Below are 18,332 nucleotides of genomic sequence, written 5' to 3'. Positions count from 1 at the left end.
CGTCAGAGCGCTTCCGGGTCGAAACGCCGGTTCGTCCCTTCCCACTCCGGACCGTGTTCGTCGCGCGTGTCGACGTACACCTCCAGACCGTTCCCGGCCGGGTCGTCGAAGTACAGCGCCTTGCTGATGCCGTGGTCGACCGGTGAGACGCCGACGCCGCGCTCCCGGAGGCGCTGGTACACCTCCCGCAGGCGCGCGGGCGTGTCGACTTCGAAAGCGGCGTGGTAGAGGCCGACGCCCCGACCCGGCCCGGGCGCGTTATCGCCGACGCCCTGCAACGCGACGTCGTGGTGGTGCTCGCCGAACGTCAGGAACGCATAGTTCCCCGGGCGCTCGGAGACCTCGAGGTCGAGTACGCCCTGATAGAAGTCGAGTGCGCGCTCCACGTCGCGTACCTTCAGGTGAACGTGCCCGAGGTGGACGGACGAGTCTGTGGCCATACACCGCCTACGCGTGGTACCGAAGTTACTCCCGGGGTCGCGCCGACCGTCTCCGAGTTCACTCCTCCTCCCGTCGCTCTGCTGCCGTCTCGAACCCCAACTCCGCCCGCTCGTCGCTCCGGCGGGCTTCCGCCGCCGCGATGGCCTCCGCGTCCGGGCCGACGTCGTCGTCGATGCGCCCCCACGACCCGTGGACCTTGGCGTGACACCACCGGCAGAGGTAGACGGTTATCTCGTGGCCGACGTCCGCCTCGTCGGCGTACGCGAGGTGGTGTTCCTCCAGGAGCGGGCGGTCGTCGCTGTGGGCGTCGCGGCGCTCCTCGAGACCGCAACGCACGCACTCGCGGTCGCGCTGCCGGCACCGGTAGTGTGGACAGTCCGCCCACTCCCAGTCGCCCTCGGCGACAGGGCACGCGAAGTCGTCGGCGCGGCGCGCTTCCGCGAACTCCGGGTCGTGTTCGGCGTGCTCGAAGGCGTACCGGCAGTTCCCGTCGTCCGTGACGTGGTCGCAGACGCCGGCGTGCTCGTACGGGTCGTCGACCCCCACGGTCGTCCCGGTCGGCGTCTTCTTCATCGGCCCGTCGTAGTGGCTGCTCGCCGTTGAACGTTACCGTTGGCGACGAACTGTTCGAGCAGTCGACCAGGCGCGGAAAAGAAAAACGAGGTATCGAGTACGCGGGCGTCAGTTATCGTTTCCGTTACCGCGCTTCTCGTTCGCGAACGTGAACTCGACGCCAACCGGCACGCGGCCGCTCTCACCGGACCCGGCGGCCCACGTGCTGCCGACGATGACCTTCTCGAAGTTCCCGTTGTGGAGGAACTGCTCGAGTTCGCGCTCGCCGTCGCCGTCGAACGTCCGCATGTCCAGTTGCTTGATCTGGTAGTTGCCGTTGTGCTTCACGCCGATGAACGTGAACTGGTACTCGACGTGGTTGTTGGTCGCCTGGCGGAGACTCTGGTAGGACTCGATGGAGTCCGTCTCGACGGACTCGCCCGCGACGGAGACGTTCTTCACCCACCAGCCGGGCGAGACGACCGCCCAGTCGGTGACGTAGTGGAAGGACACGAGCACGCTCTCGTTGCCCTCGTAGGCCGAGAGGTCGAGCGTCTGGTGCTCCCAGCCGTCGGTGCTCCCGGTGAACCCGGGCAGGTTCGCCTTCACGCGCGGATGCGCGCCGGCGGCCGGCGAGTCGTCCGTGTTCGCGTTCCCGAGGCTCTGCCACGTCTCGCCGCCATCCGTGGACACCTGCACGAAGCCGTAGTCCCAGTTCGACTCGATGCGTTGGAAGGAGTCGAAGGACAGCGTCGGGTTCTCGGTGCCCGAGAGGTTCACTCGAGTGATTGCGTGGCGGTTCAGGAGGTTGCCCGACCCGCTGTACAGCACCTCGCCCTCACCGGTCACCGGGTCGGTCGCGGTCGACCACTCGGTGTCCGTGAAGTCGGTGCCCGAGACAGTGACGTCCGTAATCGGGGCCTTCTCGGACGTGTCGATGGTGCGGTAGTCCGTCCCCCACACGCCCGCGGTCTGCACGCCGTTGGACGTGTTCACGTTCAGGTCGAGGCTCTCGAACGTGTACTTGTCCTTCGGCGGGGTGCCGTACTTGTCGGTCACCACGGCCGTGGAGAAGTCCTGGTAGAGGCCGTAGAAGTCGGTCTTCGCGCCGACCTCGTCGAGAGTGGTCTCCACGCCCGCGATACCGTTTCCGTCCTCCTCTGCGAGGTTGCTGATGAAGTCCTGTCCGTACCGGTCCTCGAGGTACGTCGTCCACGTGAACGCGACGCCGTAGTCAGCAAGCACGTTGATGGCGCCCTGGTCCTCCCAGTTCGTCAGGGAGTTCGACGGCATCTGCTCGTACGCGTTCAAGTGGCCCTGGGGGGTGCCGTAGCCCGTGACCACTTCGGCGTAGTCGGACATCCCCTCGTTCACCCAGGACGTCTCGTCGCTGTCGAGGTCGGCGTGGATGAGGTGCTGGTACTCGTGGGCGAGCGTCCCCTCGTAGCCGACCATCGGGTCCTCCTCGGTGACGTTCGACCAGCCGTAGGCGTCGATGTTGATGACGTTCCGGTCGGAGTACTGCTGGACCGTCGGCGAGTAGTAGCCCGCGATGTACAGCGGGTAGTCCGGGTTGTAGAAGTTCTTGTCGCGGATGTTCTGGATCAGCAACACCGTCTTGTTGCCGGCGTTCCGCGTGGTGTTGTAGTAGCCCTCGGGGCCGAGGAGCGCGTTACTCCCGTCCCGCGGGTTGGGCGTGCCGAACACCTCCGACTCCTTCGGGTAGATGTTCTCGTCGAACTCGTCGGCGAGATGTTCGGCCTGTTCGTCGCTGATCGACGGCGTCGGCCGGTCGCCCGCGACGCCCCACGAGAGGTTCGCGGCCACCCACACCTCGACGTTCTCCCCGACCTCCCGGAGTTCGAACGTCCGCAGCGTGTACCCCTGCGGGCCCGAGGTGAGGAACTGCCGGGTCATCTGGGCGTCGGTCGCCGACCCGGAGGACGACCCCGAGTCGCTCGTGGACGCGCCGTCACCGGAGACGTCGGTCTCCAGGACCGGCTTGTCCGTCCAGTTCTGTGATGGTTCGATTCCCCGGTACTCCGTCGTCGAGTTGTTCGCGGTGTCCGGTTCGGGCGCGAGTGCCTGGTCGCTCGGTGCTGTCGTTGCTGTTCCCGGCGCCGCCACGGCGCTGCCGACCCCGGCGGCGATACTGGCCACCAGGAGTACGGTTACCATGAGTGTGGTTCGCAATTTCATTCCAGTTACCAGCGTGCGGCTGAGGACCCTTAGTATTACCTCGCTAACCGAAAATGAATCCCGGGTAGCCAGGGAATAATCCGGTCGGTCGGTGGCCTCCCGAACCGCAAATCCAGCCAACACAACGCTTAACGCGCCCGCGTCGAATCCGGGGAACGTGCACCTCCGCCACGAACACGACGGCGAGACGCGGACGCTCGCCACCGACGTCGACACCGCCGACTCGTTTCTCGCGCAGGCCCGGGGCCTGATGTTCCGGCGGTCGATCCCCGAGGACTACGCGCTCGTCTTCGACTTCGACGGCGTCGACTCGCGAGACGCCCACATGGTGTTCGTGCCCTTCGACATCGACGCGCTCTGGGTGGAGGACGGCGAAGTCCAGCGCGCAAAGCGCCTCGCGGCGTGGACGGGCCGCGGCGAAGCGCGCTGTGACACGCTCGTCGAACTCCCCGCGGGCGCGGCGGACGGCGTCGAAATCGGCGACCGCGTGTGGACGGAGGACTGACCGACCGGTAGCGGACTTCTGACCAACCAACCGCTGAGTTCCTGCCGACGAACCAACCACCGCGTTTCTCCCGGCTGACCAACCGGTAGTACGGGTGGGAATGAAAGGGGCGGGCCGCTCGCGCATCGTTCAGTCGTCTCGGCAACCCCTATCTGCGAACGAGCGCAGCGAGTGAGCAGATATGTTGTCCTCAGAACGCGAAGCGTTCTGATGGATTGCACGAGAGCTTTGCTCTCGTGAATGGCGAGCGACCGCGAGCGGCCCGGGGCTTTCGAGGAAGCCAAAGCACTGACGAGCGGAGCAGTCGCTCATCAGCGTAGTGCTCGGAGAAGCGCCGAGGCGGAGATTTGAACCAGAGCCAGACGTGCTCGCTCACTTCGTTCGCTGCGCGCGACTGGCAGGGCTCAAATCTCCTCACGTCGTTTCCGCCTACGCACGGTCAGCGACACACGCGTCGCTGACCGTGCGGTTCCTGAAAAGCGCCGAGGAGGAGATTTGAACTCCTGAGTCCGTGTGGACAGTTGCTTTCGAGGCAACCGCCTTGGCCAGGCTAGGCTACCTCGGCTCGTTCGAATCGACGCCATCATCGACTTTAGTGGTTTCGGTTCGGGAAAATCTTCATCGTGCCAACCGGTAACGCTAAACCCGGTCAGTCGCACTTGAGGCGTATGGACGTCACCAGCGCGCGTGACGAATGCGAAGCCGTCCTGAACGAGATCGAAAGCGCGGTCATCAGCGACCGCGAGTTCCTCGAAACGGTTCTTGTGGGTTTGCTCGCCGACGGCCACGTCCTCCTCGAAGACGTTCCCGGCACCGGAAAGACCCTCACCGCGCGGAGTTTCGCGACCGCCCTCGGCCTCGAGTTTAGCCGCGTCCAGTTCACCCCGGACCTCCTGCCAGCGGACGTACTCGGGACGCACGTGTTCAACGAGAAGAGCCGTGAGTTCGAGTTCAACCCCGGCCCCATCTTCGCGAACGTGGTGCTGGCCGACGAGATCAATCGCGCCCCGCCGAAGACGCAGGCCGCGCTCCTCGAAGCAATGGAGGAGGGGCAGGCGACCGTGGACGGCGAGACGATGGAACTCCCCAAGCCGTTCTTCGTCATCGCCACGCAGAACCCCGTCGAGCAGGAGGGGACGTTCCCGCTCCCGGAGGCGCAGATGGACCGCTTCGTCGCGAAGACGGGCATCGGCTACCCCGACGAGGCCGGCGAACTCGACCTACTGCGGCGGCGCGCGGGCCGCTCCACGCGGAGTCCGACCGTCGAACCGGCACTCGACGACGAACGCGTCGCCGAACTCCGGAACGTCCCCGAGGACGTGCGCGTCGAGGGCGACCTCCTCCAGTACGTCGTCTCGCTCGCGCGCGAGACCCGGGAGGACCGCCGCGTCGAGGTCGGCGTCAGTCCGCGCGGGACCCAGCGACTGTTCGAGGCGGCGCGCGCCCGGGCCGTCGTCCACGGCCGCGAGTACGTCGTCCCCGAGGACGTCAAGCGGATGGCCCAGGACGTGCTCGCGCACCGACTCGTGCTCACGCCCGACGCCGCGGTGGAGAACACGGACAAGCGAGAGATCATAGACGACGTCCTCGACGGCGTCGCGGTGCCGACCGTCGGCGGGCAGTCACAGACCGCGTAACCCTCTTCTCGCTCGGACGGCCATCCAGGCTGTCGGACAGCCGTCTCGGCGGTCAGTCACCGAGCGCGTACGCGAGGAACACGGCCGCGACGAGCAACGCGACCAGCCCCGTGACCGGGAGGTTGCCCGGCCCGACGGCGTAGAGCGCGTAGCCGACACCGCCCGCGACCGAACCGACCACGAGAGTCGACGCGGTGTGCACGAGGACGGACTGGGTCACGTTCGCGTCCGCGCCGACGTCGACGCCGAGGCTGACCGCGTGCTCGCCGGTGTCGTACGCGACGAGCGCGCCGATGCCGGCGAACAGCGCGAGCGACAGCGGGAGTCCCGTCGCCCCGGCGACGACGGCGCCGACGAACGCAAGTGCACCGCCGAGCGTGACCAGTCGGCGGTTCCCGGTGTGTGCGCCGTACACCGCGCTCGCCGCGCCGGGGCCAGTGAGCGCCAGACCGACCGTCGAACCGAGGACCACAGCGAGCACGGACGCCGCAGCGGCGACCGCCGTCGGCAGCACGGCGACAGTGGGCGGTCTGGCCTCGAACTCCGTCACTTCGACCACCCCCGTTCGGCGGTCGCGACAGCCAGCGGCAGAGAGTCGTCGGGCGACCAGTCCACCACGCGGATGCCGCTCTTCCGGAGCGACCGGAGGCGCGTCGCGCGCTCGATGCGCGCGACCTGCTGGCCGAGTGTCTCGGTGCCCGTGGCGTTCGGCGAGACGACCGTCACGGGGTTGCCCCCGGCCTCCAGGCGGCGGGCGTACTCCACGGCGTCGTCGTCCACCAGCGGCGTGCAGAACACCACCTGGGCGTCCGCCGAGAGGTGTTTCTGGAGGCGCCGGAAGACGAGCGCGCCGAGGAACCGCCGGTCGGGGTCGAGCGCGGCGAACCCGCGGTGTCGAGCGAGCGTGTCCTCCACGCGGACGCGATGTTCACGGCCGAGGTCCGGCGCGAGCCACGCCCAGTGCGGGCCGAAGGACACCAGCCCGACGCGGTCCCCCGAGTCGAGGAGCGCCGACGTAGCTCCGCCCGCCGCGGTGACTGCGTGCTCCACGGCGTCCTCGCCATCGTCGTCGGCGACGTGGGCCTCCGCGCGCGTGTCGACGACGACGACCACCGTCGCCGCGCGCTCCTCGCGGTACTGGACCGTCGAGAGCTCACCCGTGCGCGCGAGTCGATTCCAGTCGACGCGGGAGAGCGGGTCACCCGACCGGTACTCCCGCGTCGCGTGGAACTCCACGCCCGTGCCGCCCGTCGACGTCGGGACGCGCCCGACGCGCTGGACGGTCTGGCTCCGCAGCGGGAACGACTCGAGTGTCGGTAACGGCGGAATCGACGCGACGACCGACGCCGTCGAGAGCGTCGTCTCGGTTTCGTACGCCCCGCTCAGGTCGCGGGCGACGACGTCGACGCCCTCGAAGGTGTGCTCGCCGCGGCGCATCTCGACGGTGTACGTCACGGCCGCCCGTTTGCCAGGCCGGAGTGACGTGGCGGTCCGCGGCGACCCCTCGACCACCTCCAGGGACTCCGGGACGCCGTCGGTGACCCGGAGGTCGGGGACGAACGATCCCTGGTTCGTGAGCGCGAGCGTGACCTCCACCTCGTCGCCGGGTTGCGGGTCGTCGGCGTGAATCGTTCGCTCGACGTCGATAGTGGCCTCCGGCGGCCTGAACAGTTGCCCGTACGCGGCGTAGCCGACACCGAGCACCGCAAGCAAGAGCGCAGCAGGCCGCGACGTAGCGGCGCCAGCGGCGGCCGCGAACAGGGAGAGCGCGGTGACGCCGCGCCACCGGTTGGTCTCACTCGTCGCCACGTCACTCACCCCCCGTGTCGACGCCAGACATCTGTTTCAGTTCGTCGAGCGCGTGTCGAATCTCACGCTCGTACAGCGTCTCGAAGCCCGCGACTTCCGCGACGAGGCCCTGTGCGGGCGGCGTGACTTCGTCCGAGAACAGCGATGCTGCGAGCCGGTCGTCTGTCCACGACCCGTCGTCGAGGCGCCGGTGAGCCTCGCGCTCCGAACACCCCTCGGCGTCCACGAGGACCCGCACCGCGAGCACGCGGAGGCGTTCGCGAAGGCGCGCGTCGTCGACGTCCGAGTCGTCGTTCGAGCGCGCGGCAAACGCCGTGTCGATGGCCGTTCCCGGGCGCTCGGGTTCGAAGCGACCCTCGAGGCGGGCGGCGTCGACCGACGCGTCCTCGGCGCTCCGGAACTCGACGCGCTTGCGCGCCGTCTGTGCGGACAGACCGAGGACGACGGCGAGCGCGGTGACGACCACCATCGGCACGTTCGGGAGGCCGAGGAACTGCGCCACGGACGGCGACGCCGCCACGGCCACACCGAGGGCGGTGAACGCGAGGCCGAACACGAGCAGCACGCGGCGCAACATCACCGCTCACCCCCGTAGGAGGACTCGATGGCGCGGAGCGCGTCGACGGCGCGTTCCTCTCGGTCCTCGGTGGCCTCCGCGCCGCCGTAGCGGACGTCCTGGAAGAGGCGCGTCAGCGTGTCGACGTGCGCGTCGTCCATGCCGGCGTCCCGGGCGGCCGCCGCGAACTCCGTCGGCGTGCTGGCCTGCGGGTTGCCGACGTCGAGGTGCGTCGTCATCTCGTGCCACGCGCGGTACACCTCGTTCTCGACGTCCACCGACCTCTCGATGCGGTCGGCCGCCTCGCCCGCGACGTCACCGATGGCCGCGAGCGTCTCCTCGTCCTCCACGACTGCCTCGTCCGGGTCCGTATCTGGTCCTGGCTCGATGGGGTCTCCCTCACCCCTGCTGCCGTGGTAGACGACCGCCGCGAGCGCGAGCGCGACGACGAACAGGCCGACGAGGATCATCGGAGCAGAGAAGTTGGTCGCTTGCTCCGCGCCGCCACCGCCGCCGTCGCCGCCTTCGGAGGGCCCGCTGGCGATCGGTGGGATGAGGTCGGAGCCGGGCCGTTTGGCGTTCGCATCGCCGCAGTCGGTGAGCATCAGCCACCCGGGAATCATCACGGTAGACAGGACGAACAGGATGACGATGGCGGGCGCTAATCCCTGTCGCCGATACCCAGCGTATCCGAGGACGAGCACGAAACCGCCCAGTCCGAGCAGGAACAGTGGCGACATGAGTATCGGTATGCACGCTCCGGAGAGAAGAGTCGCCGACCCCCCTCTTTCACTCGGTTTCGGGTTGTCCATGCCGTCGTCGTTGCTCGTTCCGTCCCGCTGGTCGGTGCCACCACCACCCACCTGGGACCCGCCAGAGCCGTCCCCCGCACCCGGTGGTTGTTGGGGGTTGGCGAGCGTCGCCGCGGCGAGGGACACCGCGAGCACGCAGAGGAGGGCGATGGTCAGGGCGCGTACGTTCCGGTCCACTGTCCTCCGGTTACGAGGATGATAGTATATGTCTTGCGAACAGTTCGCTCGGTTCTCTGTGGCACGGTGCCCGCGTGGCCACATCTTTCTCTCATAGATTGTGAAATTTTAAATCAAATAGCGAAACATCAACGAGTATGCTCGCGCACGCAGACCTCGTCCCGGCCCCGGTGTCGCCGGATGACGCGGACGCCTGGTACGCGCCGGACGTCCGCGCCCAGTACGAGGTCCATCCGGGCGTCGTCGTCACCGTCACCGAACGCCCCGACGGCTTCCGCTACGACGCGCGTCCCCCAATCCTCGGCACCGCCGGCGAAGCCGCACTCGAGAAGGTCACCGGCTATTTCGCAGACGCGCAACTCTCCCGGCCACGCACACGAGAGGGAACCCGAGAGCGCGTGGCCGCCGGCCTCGGCCAGAAACACCGGCGCGTGGTCGCCCGCCTCACCGACCAGACGCGGGCGGGTCGCCGCCGCATCGAGTTCCACGCGCTCTGCGAACTGCGCGGCCTCGGCGCGCTCACACCGCTCGCGCTCGACGACGGCGTCGAAGTCGCGGACGCCACCGCCGACTCACTGGTCGTGCACACCGCGGACTACGCGCCAGCGGTCACCGACCTGCCCGCCGACCCGCCCCACCTCGACCGATTCCTCTCCGAGCGCCTCGCGCGCTACACCGTCCCGTTCCGGGAGTTCGACGTGCCAGTCGTCGTCTACCGCGAACGCGTGCTCGGCCGGGACGCCTTCGACACGAAGTACGCCGTCCGCGAACCCGACCGGCTCCCCGGCGACGACGAACTCATCGCCGAATGCAAGGACAGGATCTGGGAGACGAACGTCGACGGCGTCCTCGAGGACGCAAGCGACCGCACCGCGTTCGTCGCCGAGCGCGCCCGCGACTTCCTCTCACGGCGGCTCACCGTCCGAAACACGCGGGCGTGGCTGGACGCCACCAGGTACCGGGTTCGCTCCGCGCTCGCGGAGTACGACCTCGCCGTCCCGCCCGTCGGCAGACGATTCTCCGCCGACCGCCTCGAAGACCTGACGTACTACGTGCTCCGGGACTTCGTCGGCGACGGCGAACTCACGGTCCCCATCCGCGACGACCACCTGGAGGACGTGGAGGCCAACCGCGTCGGCCAGCGCGTGAAAGTCGTGCCACGCGGCCGACTGCGCGCGCACGGCGAGCGACTCCCGACGAACCTCTCGCTCGACGACGAGCAGCGCTTCGTCAATCTCGTCACCCAGCTCGCCGCCCGCGACGGCGTCGAGTTGAACGCCTCGAACCCGTCCGCGAAGGTGAATCTGCGGCCAGCGGAGGTGAGCGACGACGTGACCATCCGGTGTGCCGTCGCGCTCCCGGTCATCTCCGAGGACGGCCCGCACGTCTCCATCCGCAAACAGGCCGCCGACGCGCTCACCCCGGTCGACCTGCTCGACCAGGATGGGCTCTCGGCGGACGTCGTCGCGCTGCTCTGGATGGCCTACGAGCACCACGGAGTCGTTCTGTTCTCGGGCCCGACGGGAGTTGGCAAAACGACGCTGATGAACGCCCATATGCCGTTCATCCCGTTCGACGACCGGCCCATCAGCATCGACGAGGGAAGCCGGGAGGTCCGACTGCCACACGAGACCAGCGTCTCGCTCACCACCCGCGACCACGAGCGCGAGTTCAAGCGCGTGACGATGGCGGACCTGATGACCGAAACCAATTATCTCAATCCCGACGTGGAGGTCATCGCCGAAATCAACACCCGAGAGAGCTTCGAGAGCCTCGCGCAGGTCCTGAACACGGGCCACGGCGTGGTCGGCACCACGCACGCCGAGGACGTCGAGACGCTCGTCAACCGCGCCATCGAACAGGGCGTCCCCGCCTACCTCCTCCGCGAGGTCGACCTCGTGGTGTTCCCGCGGCACGTCGACGGCGAGCGCTACGTCGGAGAAGTCGTGGAACTCGTCGGCGACCCGGACGCGCCGGCGGACGAACCGGACAGCACCCCAGTCGAAACCGTCGAGAAGAACGGCAGCGAGATCGGGTTCCGTCGAGTCGTCGAGCGAACGCCCGGTGGTGGCTTCGCCTTCGCGGGGGCGGACGATGTCCGTTTCCTCGACCGCCTCGCCGCGCGAACCGACCGGCCTGTCGATGACGTGCGCGACGAGTTCGAGCGCAAGCGGCGGTACGTCAAACACCTCGAACGCGAGGGCGTCTCGGACTTCGATGAGCTGTTCGGCCTGCTGTCGGACCTCCGCACGGACGAGGCGGCGACCGTCGAGCGCCTCCGCCGGAGGGCCGGCGAGTGACGGCGACGCTGGGCGTTCTCGACAGCGCGCTGTACGCGCTGTTCGCGCGGCAGGCCGACCGCTCGCGCCACGATGCCGACCGCAAGCGATACCGCGCGAGCCACCTCGACGTGAGCTTCGACGTGTTCCTCGCGCGCGTCTACGCCGCGTCGTGGCTCGGCTTCGTCGCCGCCGCCACACTCAGCACCGGCGCAGTGTTGCTCATCGGGGTGCGAGCGCCCGCGAGCGTCGTCGGCGTCTCCCCGCTTCCACCGACAGCGACCACTGCACTCCTCACGGGCGTTCCGCTCGGCCTGCTCGCCAAACACGCGACCGTCCGCGCCAGCGGTCGCTACCTCGGCTGGCGCGCCCGCAGTCGGCGCTCGGACATCCAGAGCACGCTCCCCGGCGCGGTCCGGTATCTCTCCGTGCTCGCGTCCGGCACCACCGACGAGCGCGAACTGCTCGGGCGCGTCGCCGCCCGACCCGAGGCCTACGGCGAGACGGCGGTGGCGTTCCGGGATGTGCTCAACACCGCCGAACTCACAGGGAGCGTCGACCGCGGACTGCGCGTCGTCGCCCGCGACACGCCCAGCCGAGAATTGCTCGCGCCGTTCCTCCTGAAGTTGCGCGAGCACGCCGCCCAGGGCCCCGACGCCGTCGCACAGTATCTCGAACTCGAATCTCGGATGCTGGCGAACCGCCGCGACCGCACCCGCGAGCAGGCCGCCGGCTTCCTCGAACTCGTCGCGGAACTGTTCATCGTCCTGCTCGTGCTCCCCGCACTGCTCGTCATCGTCGCCACCGTGTTGAGCGTGCTCGCACCGGGGCTCGGCCGCACAATCGCGACGCCGCTCGGTCCGGTCACGGTGCGCGAACTGCTCGTGTTCGGGAGCGGCGGGTTCGTGCTCGTCGTCGGCGCGCTCGCCGCGTGGCTCGTGGAGTCGATGCGCCCGCGCGGGTTCGCCTGGAACGGACACGAGCGCTCGCAGGGACTCGACGTGCTACGGAACGCCGCGCGGAACCCGGCGGACGCCGCAATCGTCCTCGCGCTGCCGGCCATCGCCGCCGGTGGACTGCTGTGGGATGCCGGCCTCCGGCCCTCGAACGTCGCCCTGCTCGCGTACGTTGTGTTCGCCGTCCCGGTGGGACTCGTCGGCGTCCGTCGCGCGCGCCTCGACGACGCGAAGGACCGCGAGATACAGGATTTCGTCCACGCCGTCTCCGGGCACGTCAGCCTCGGCCGTCCGTTCGGCGACGCCGTCGAGCGCGTCGCGCGAGACGTCGACCTCGGCCCGCTCGCGCCCGACGTGGAGAATCTGGCGTTCAACCTCGGCGTCACCACCCGCGAGGACGACGTGCGCGCCTCCGCGCTCCGGTCGTTCGTCGACCGGGTCGACACGCCGCTTGCCGCCCAGACCGTCGGCCTCGTCTCCGGCGCGCTCGACGCCGGCAGCGACGCCGACGCCGCCTTCGAGGCGCTACAGGCGGAGGTCGGCCGCCTCTACCACGAGAAGCGCGCGCTCCGCTCCCGGTTGCTCGTCTACGTCGCCGTCGGGTGGACGACCGCGGTGCTCGTCGTCGGCATCACCATCGCCGTCAACGTCGCCGTGCTCGACAGTTTGGCGCAGCTCTCGGCGGTGTCGAACACCGCGAGTGCGAGCGGCCTCTCCATCAACCCGGGCGCCGTGGACCTCGAACGCGACCGGTACCGGTTCTACCTGGTGACGCAGGCGACGATGCTGGCCTGCGGGTGGTTCGCGGGCGCGGCGAGTCGCGGACGCTACGACGCGCTGCTCCACTCCGGACTGCTCGTCGCGTTCGCGTACGCCGTCTTCGCGGGGGTGGGGATGCTATGAACAGTCGCAGTGTGACCACACCCGACTGCACGACGACCACTCGCGCCCAGTCGAACGTCGTCGGCGTGGCGCTCCTGCTCGGTATCACCGTCGTCGCGCTCGGCACGCTCACTGCGAGCGTCGGCACCGTCGTCGATCAGCACGCCGCAGCCACCGACTCGCGGCGGGTCGCGGCCGACCTGGACGAGGCGCTGCGCCCGGTCGAAACCACGGGCGTCCGTCGCGGAACGGTGGCCTTCTCGAGCGGCGACCTGGAACTGGTCGACCGGGACGTCCACGTGTTGAACAGCAGTGGCATCGTCGAACGCATCGACGCGAACGCGCTCCGGTTCACCGCGGGCAGTCGCGGCGCGACGTTCCTCGCGGGGAGCGTGCTCGTTCACGGAAACGGCTGGTCGCGGACCCGCACCCGGATGCCCGTCACCGCCGACGCGGACGTGCTCGTCGTGAGCGTTCCCGTGCTCCGCGGTAGTGTTTCGCGTTCGGCCTCCGGTGGTGCCGTGTACACACTCCGATCGAACGTCACCCACGAGCGCCAGCACCTGGAGCGTGAGAGCTACCGCGTCGCCATCGAGACCACGCATCCGGCCGCCTGGAAGCGCCAGTTCGAGCGCACGAACGCGACCATCGACCAGCGAGATGTCGACGGCGACGGCATCTCGAGCGTGGTCGTCCACTTCGAGGGGTCGCGCACCGCGTACCTCGTCGTCCACGAGATGGAGGTGTCCCTGTCGTGACCTCACGGGCCGTCGTTCCATCCGTCGGCAAGGCACTCGAGGCCGGCATCGTCGTGCTGTTCATCGCGCTGCTCACGACGGCGCTGTACGGCGGCGTCGTGCCGGACGCGCGCTCCGCCGCCGCCGACGAGGTCGGCGAGCGCACGCTCCAGCACGCCGCCAACAGCATAGAGTCCGCGGTGCCGGCGGTCGGCAGGAGCGTTTCTGTCGAGCGCCGCGTCGACCTGCCCGAGACGATCCACAACCGAGGGTACGAGATAGCCGCGAACGGGTCGTCGCTCGTGTTGACCCACGCCCACTCCCGCGTGGGCGGCGAGACACCGCTGGTGCTCCCGGACCGCGTTCGGGACGTGCGCGGGAACTGGACCGACGACGACGCGGTCGTCCGAGTGCGGCCACACCCAGACGGTGGCGTCGTCGTCGTGCTCGCGGAGGGATCGGCGTGAGCCGAGCGCGTGCCGGTGGTGCCCGTTCGACGCGCGGCCAGGCGAACCTGCCCGCGCTCGCCGTCGCGCTCCTGCTCGTCGGCGGTAGCGTCGGCGTTGCCGTCGGGCTCGCGGGCAGCGCGTTCGCGAGCGCGAACACGGACCCGGAGGACGCGCGTCTCGCGGCGAGCATCGCGGACCGACTCGTCGCCGCAGATGGGCCGTTCTCCGTACGCGCGAACGTGCTGTCGAAGGCCGCGACGCAGAACGCTAGCGCGGACTGGCTCCCCGCCGACGCCGACGCCCGCGTCACGCTCGACGGGCGGACGGTCGTCTCGCGGGGCGACCCAGTGGGAGGGGCGACGATGCGTCGGATCGTGCTCGTCGCCGAACCCACAACTCGGCGGTTCGAGCCGACGATGGAGGGACCGGACGTGGCAACGCTCCCGCGGCGCGCGACGAGCGCCACGCTCGCGCTCGACCCGCCGGCCGGCGTCACCATCACCACCGTTCGGGCAGACGACCGCGTCGTACTACACGACCCGAACGGACTGGACGGCGCGTACGACGTGGCGCTCGCGCGCTACGACACCGTCAGGTTCCAGTTCGACGCGAGCAGCGACCTTCCCGCGGGGAGCGTGGAGATCGCGTACCGCGTGGAAACCACGACCAAGGCCGTCCTGGCGGTGACCGTCGATGCGTAGCCGCGGGCAGGTCTCGCTGACCGTCGTGGAGGCGGGCGTCGGAGTGCTGTTCGTCGTCGCCGTCGCGAGTGCGTTCGCGTTCGGCGCACCCGGAACCGGCGTGACGAGGAACGCACAACTCGACGCGTACGCGAGCGACGCCGCCACCGTGCTGGCGAACGAACCGCCGCGGCACGACGGCGCGACGCGACTCGCGGAGGTCGCGGCCCCGAACGACGAGTTCGACCGCGGTGAACGGGACGCCCTCGAGCGCCGCGTCGACCGGATTCTCCCGGACAATCTCCTGTTTCGGGTGTCGACGCCGAACGGCGCCGTCGGGCACGTCCGGCCGTCGAACGCGCGCGTCGGCGTCGCTCGCGTTCCGACCGGGTACGGCGTCGTCACAATCTGGGTGTGGTACGCGTGAACCTGTTCGACGTAAACGCCGGCGAGCGCGGCCAACTCGTGCTCGTCGCCGCCGCTCTCGCGGCGCTCGCACTGGTCCCGGTCGTCGCGGCGTACCTCCAGTTCGGCTACGCGCCCGCGGTCGCCGACACCGACGTCGACCACGAGTCCCGCACGGTGCGAGTGCTACAGCGGATCGTCGACGACGCGGCGGAGGTTGGAACCGGGACTCCGTGGGGCGAGCGCGAGGCGGCCGTCGAGGACGTTCGACAGTCACTCGCTCCGCGGATTCGCCAACTCGAGACATCCCGGCTGAACGACAACGTCGTCGTAAACGTCACGTACGACGAGGCGCTCGCCGCGTCCGTCGACTGCCCAGGCGGACGGGGGCACGCGTTCGGCGACTGCGAGAACCGCGGCGGCGTCGTCGTCCAGAACCGGACCGGCGAGACGGTCGTGGTCGCCGTGGCGTTCCACGTCCGCGTGACGACACCCGGGGGCGTGGCCCGGTTCGGTCGAGTGGTTCGACCGGCGTGACGCGGGGCGTACGAACAGAAGATAGGGGCGACGACCGGAAGCGAGAGCGCGGTTACAGCGTCGGCACGTCCTCGGGCGTGTCGAAGTCGTGGAAGTGCTCGCCCTCCTCCTTCGAGAGGACGTTCAGCGCAGCAGCACCGCCGTCGCCCGCCGAGATGATGGCCTCGTACTCGCCCGTCCGCACCATCGCTCCGGTTGCATAGGCGTCCTCGACGCTGGTCTCCATGGTCACGGCCACGTCGACGACGTCCTCGTCGGTGAACGCACAGCCGAGGTCCGCCGCCAGGTCCGTGTTGTCGCCCGTCGCGAGCACGACGTAATCCGCCTCGTACTCGCCGTCCGCGGTTGTGACCGCAAACCCATCACTGTCTACCTCGACGCCCGTCACGGCCTCGTCGTCGTTGATGGTGACACCGCGGTCAGTAGCCTGCCCGCGTGCGACGTTCATGAACTCCTCGCCGCTGATGCTCCGGATGCCGAGGTAGTTGAACAGGTGGGCCATCGACATCCACGTCTCGCCCGTGTCGAAGACCGTGGTGTCGAGGCCGTTCTTCGCCGTAAACAGTGCGGCACTCAGGCCGGCGGGACCGCCGCCGACGACTGCTACGTCTGGCATGTAACTCGAGATTCGGCGGTGGAAGGACTAAAGCGCTCTCTGCAACCAGATAGCGTTACCAGACTGATAGGTCGAGCCTACGTCTCGTCTTCGAACGTCTCGAAACCCCACTCGTCGGCGCGCTGGGCGGCCTCCTCGCGGGCGCGCTCCCGGATGGCCTCGACCTTCTCCTCGTCCGCGAGGAACGCCTCGACCGCATCCAAGTCGTCCGATTCGTCGTCCCCATCGTGGGCAACACCCGCCGCGGAGCGGGTGCGGTCGGCCAGCGCCTCGTCGCCCGCCAGTCGCTCCGCCGGGGTGCCGGGGGCGACGGCGTACTGGTCAGTCCGGGGAACGTCGCCAGTGTCGTCGGACTCCGTCCGACCGCTCGGTGAACTTGGCTCACCGGCGTCGTCGGCGTAACACTCCACGCGGAGCGGCCCGGGGACCGCGAGGTCCGCGAGCGCCGCCGCACCGCCGCGGTCGGTGTCCGTGTGGCGAACGTGCGTCGGAACGCCGTCGTCGAACGCCACGACGCCAGCCCCGTCCACGCCGAGTAACAACGCGTCCTGTGGCGTAAACACGGCGTGACCCGTGAGTTCGCGGTCGAGAACGAGCGCGAGTGCCTCCGCTGGCTCCGTCACGACTTTGGCGAACGTCAGGTCGCTCATGGCTGGTCGGGGACGACCGCGCTCCGGAAGCGCTCGGCCACCTGGTCAGCGTCGGTCTCACGCACGTCGATCGCGGCCGCCGCTCGTCGGTACGCCTCGGCAGCGTCGCTCTCCGGCGCGTAGGACAACAGCGGTTCTCCCGCGCGCCGGGCGTCGCGGGCGGCGTCCGAATCCGGCACCGTGGCGAGCGTCGGCCCCTCGAAGTAGCGCTGGGCCTGTTCGGTCACGCGCTCGACGTTCGACGGGTCCTGAACCTTGTTGAACAGAACGCCAGCCACACCCGTCCCGTACGACGTCGCGTACTCCTGTACCTTCAGGCCGTCCGAGAGCGCAGGAATCGTCGGCTGCACGACGAGCAGTGCGCGGTCGGCAAGCACCACCGGGAGCACCGCGCTACGACTCGCGAGCGTCGCCGGTGAGTCGAGCAACAGGACGTCCGTGTCCGCCGCGAGTTCGGCCATCACGTCTCGAAGCTGCACCGGGTCGGCAGCGCGAAAGTCCGCGAGACTCGTCCCACAGGGCACCACGCGCATCCCGAAGCGCTCGTACACGGCGTCCGCGACCGTAGCCGCCGAGTCGGCGAGCAGGAGGTCGTGGAGCGTCACGTCCACGTCCGCGAGGCCCGCGTGGAACAGCAGATTCGCCATCCCGGTGTCCGCGTCGACCACCGTCACGTCGTGGTCCTCGGCGAGCGCCATCCCGAGCGCGAGCGTACTCGTCGTCTTTCCGGTGCCGCCCTTGCCGCTGGCGACCGCGAACGCCTCAACCATCGTCATCCTCCGGGGCGTCCCCATCGGTCGACCGCAGCGCCGCCGCGAACGTCTCGTCGTCCTCGGGTAACTCCTCGAACAGCGCGTCGGCCTCCCGGCGGCGCTCGCGAACGTCGCGGTCGTCACCAAGAGCGTGCTCCCGGCAGGCCGCGTACAGTTCCGAGACCGAGTCTCGGTACGCGGCCACTCGGCGAGCGCGCTCGCAGGCTCCGGGAAGTTCGTCGGCATCGGCCGCCGTCGCGTCTGCGTTCACTACCACGTCACCGACCGCCACGACTGCTACGTGTGGTGCAGCAATCCGAACCGCCTCGACGACGTCACCCGGCGCGAGGACCGCTTCGGTCGCCACGACGACGACCTCGTGGTCGCCACTCGCGGCTGCCGCCGGGGCGTCGTCTGCGGGCACCGTCGCCGCGCCCGACGGGAGCGCGTCGACGATGGCTGGTCGGTCTGCGTCCGCGACCAGGAGTGTCACGGAGAGAATATGCATCGTACACGGCAAAATATTTTCGGAAGTTAGAGTGGTGATTCATACCGGGCGGCCCCGTGGTGCTCCGACGACCGCTTCATGTCATATACCCTATCTAAGGTCGTTTTCCCTCGGTTCTCGAGGGGCGTAAACGCCGCCACTGGTCGAGTGTGACCACTGATGCGAGCGGCTCACAGTCGGCGTCAATCGGCTC

At 69.1% G+C, this 18,332-nt stretch carries 20 protein-coding genes and 1 tRNA gene; 9 read left to right on the top strand and 12 right to left on the bottom strand.

Annotated features, from left to right (window positions below; all coding sequences use genetic code 11):
- Positions 1–2: 2 nt before the first annotated feature.
- From LT970_RS02140 to LT970_RS02130, 3 genes are all read right to left on the bottom strand, one after another.
- A complete protein-coding gene (locus LT970_RS02140) occupies positions 3–440 on the bottom strand; it encodes a VOC family protein (RefSeq protein ID WP_232687324.1) in 438 nt (145 codons plus the stop codon).
- Between the two features lie 58 nt (positions 441–498).
- Positions 499–1,014, bottom strand: coding sequence for a DUF7097 family protein (locus tag LT970_RS02135; protein ID WP_232687323.1), 516 nt, complete (start codon positions 1,012–1,014; stop codon positions 499–501).
- A 108-nt stretch (positions 1,015–1,122) separates the two neighbouring features.
- The gene (locus tag LT970_RS02130; protein ID WP_232687322.1) at positions 1,123–3,171 is read right to left on the bottom strand and encodes an immune inhibitor A domain-containing protein; all 2,049 of its coding nucleotides are present in this window, start codon (positions 3,169–3,171) and stop codon (positions 1,123–1,125) included.
- A gap of 178 nt (positions 3,172–3,349) precedes the next feature.
- On the opposite strand from LT970_RS02130, the gene LT970_RS02125 reads away from it, so the two are divergent.
- Positions 3,350–3,697: a DUF192 domain-containing protein gene (locus LT970_RS02125; RefSeq protein WP_232687321.1), complete on the top strand. Its 348-nt coding sequence runs from the start codon at positions 3,350–3,352 to the stop codon at positions 3,695–3,697.
- A gap of 480 nt (positions 3,698–4,177) precedes the next feature.
- Here LT970_RS02125 and LT970_RS02120 read toward each other — a convergent pair.
- Positions 4,178–4,262, bottom strand: a tRNA-Ser gene (locus LT970_RS02120).
- 103 nt (positions 4,263–4,365) lie between these two features.
- Between LT970_RS02120 and LT970_RS02115 the strand changes: the two genes are divergently transcribed.
- Positions 4,366–5,334, top strand: a complete 969-nt coding sequence (locus LT970_RS02115) for an AAA family ATPase (RefSeq protein ID WP_232687320.1) — start codon at positions 4,366–4,368, stop codon at positions 5,332–5,334.
- A 52-nt stretch (positions 5,335–5,386) separates the two neighbouring features.
- Here the strand turns inward: LT970_RS02115 and LT970_RS02110 are convergent, their stop codons facing one another.
- From LT970_RS02110 to LT970_RS02095, 4 genes are read right to left on the bottom strand one after another with little or no spacing between them, the layout of a single operon-like run.
- Positions 5,387–5,884, bottom strand: coding sequence for a DUF7519 family protein (locus LT970_RS02110; RefSeq protein WP_232687319.1), 498 nt, complete (start codon positions 5,882–5,884; stop codon positions 5,387–5,389).
- On the bottom strand, positions 5,881–7,143 hold the full coding sequence (locus LT970_RS02105) for a DUF58 domain-containing protein (RefSeq protein WP_232687318.1): 1,263 nt from the start codon (positions 7,141–7,143) through the stop codon (positions 5,881–5,883). Before LT970_RS02105 ends, LT970_RS02110 begins: the two co-directional genes overlap by 4 nt.
- Position 7,144: 1 nt before the next feature.
- Positions 7,145–7,720 carry a DUF7269 family protein gene (locus tag LT970_RS02100; RefSeq protein WP_232687317.1) on the bottom strand — a complete coding sequence of 192 codons (576 nt, stop codon included), beginning with the start codon at positions 7,718–7,720 and terminating at the stop codon, positions 7,145–7,147.
- Positions 7,720–8,688 (bottom strand): DUF4129 domain-containing protein, encoded by a 969-nt coding sequence (locus LT970_RS02095; RefSeq protein WP_232687316.1) that lies wholly within the window; start codon positions 8,686–8,688, stop codon positions 7,720–7,722. Before LT970_RS02095 ends, LT970_RS02100 begins: the two co-directional genes overlap by 1 nt.
- Positions 8,689–8,825: 137 nt before the next feature.
- Here LT970_RS02095 and LT970_RS02090 point away from each other — a divergent pair, with 137 nt between their 5' ends.
- Genes LT970_RS02090 through LT970_RS02060 form a run of 7 tightly spaced genes read left to right on the top strand, consistent with a single transcriptional unit; the run spans position 8,826 to position 15,613 of the window.
- Positions 8,826–10,988, top strand: a complete 2,163-nt coding sequence (locus LT970_RS02090; RefSeq protein WP_232687315.1) for a type II/IV secretion system ATPase subunit — start codon at positions 8,826–8,828, stop codon at positions 10,986–10,988.
- Complete coding sequence (locus tag LT970_RS02085) at positions 10,985–12,826, top strand: type II secretion system F family protein (RefSeq protein ID WP_232687314.1); 1,842 nt, start codon at positions 10,985–10,987, stop codon at positions 12,824–12,826. Before LT970_RS02090 ends, LT970_RS02085 begins: the two co-directional genes overlap by 4 nt.
- A complete protein-coding gene (locus tag LT970_RS02080) occupies positions 12,823–13,563 on the top strand; it encodes a DUF7289 family protein (protein WP_232687313.1) in 741 nt (246 codons plus the stop codon). The genes LT970_RS02085 and LT970_RS02080 overlap by 4 nt, the downstream gene beginning before the upstream one ends.
- Complete coding sequence (locus LT970_RS02075; RefSeq protein WP_232687312.1) at positions 13,560–14,009, top strand: DUF7266 family protein; 450 nt, start codon at positions 13,560–13,562, stop codon at positions 14,007–14,009. The genes LT970_RS02080 and LT970_RS02075 overlap by 4 nt, the downstream gene beginning before the upstream one ends.
- Positions 14,006–14,692, top strand: coding sequence for a DUF7263 family protein (locus LT970_RS02070; protein WP_232687311.1), 687 nt, complete (start codon positions 14,006–14,008; stop codon positions 14,690–14,692). Before LT970_RS02075 ends, LT970_RS02070 begins: the two co-directional genes overlap by 4 nt.
- A complete protein-coding gene (locus LT970_RS02065) occupies positions 14,685–15,098 on the top strand; it encodes a DUF7262 family protein (RefSeq protein ID WP_232687310.1) in 414 nt (137 codons plus the stop codon). Before LT970_RS02070 ends, LT970_RS02065 begins: the two co-directional genes overlap by 8 nt.
- A complete protein-coding gene (locus LT970_RS02060; protein ID WP_232687309.1) occupies positions 15,095–15,613 on the top strand; it encodes a DUF7261 family protein in 519 nt (172 codons plus the stop codon). Before LT970_RS02065 ends, LT970_RS02060 begins: the two co-directional genes overlap by 4 nt.
- Positions 15,614–15,665: 52 nt before the next feature.
- On the opposite strand, the gene LT970_RS02055 is transcribed toward LT970_RS02060, so the two are convergent.
- The 4 genes from LT970_RS02055 to LT970_RS02040 form a co-directional block, all read right to left on the bottom strand.
- Entirely contained in the window at positions 15,666–16,229 is a 564-nt protein-coding gene (locus tag LT970_RS02055) for an NAD(P)/FAD-dependent oxidoreductase (RefSeq protein WP_232687308.1), read from the bottom strand.
- A gap of 77 nt (positions 16,230–16,306) precedes the next feature.
- Positions 16,307–16,879 carry a DUF8054 family protein gene (locus LT970_RS02050; RefSeq protein ID WP_232687307.1) on the bottom strand — a complete coding sequence of 191 codons (573 nt, stop codon included), beginning with the start codon at positions 16,877–16,879 and terminating at the stop codon, positions 16,307–16,309.
- Positions 16,876–17,649, bottom strand: coding sequence for a nucleotide-binding protein (locus tag LT970_RS02045; RefSeq protein WP_232687306.1), 774 nt, complete (start codon positions 17,647–17,649; stop codon positions 16,876–16,878). The genes LT970_RS02050 and LT970_RS02045 overlap by 4 nt, the downstream gene beginning before the upstream one ends.
- Complete coding sequence (locus LT970_RS02040) at positions 17,642–18,124, bottom strand: hypothetical protein (protein WP_232687305.1); 483 nt, start codon at positions 18,122–18,124, stop codon at positions 17,642–17,644. Before LT970_RS02040 ends, LT970_RS02045 begins: the two co-directional genes overlap by 8 nt.
- Positions 18,125–18,332: the final 208 nt, after the last annotated feature.

The organism is Halobacterium zhouii (assembly GCF_021249405.1).
GTDB lineage: Archaea > Halobacteriota > Halobacteria > Halobacteriales > Halobacteriaceae > Halobacterium > Halobacterium zhouii.
The sequence above is the reverse complement of the archived record's forward strand: the minus strand, read 5'-3'. Positions and strand labels throughout refer to the sequence as shown.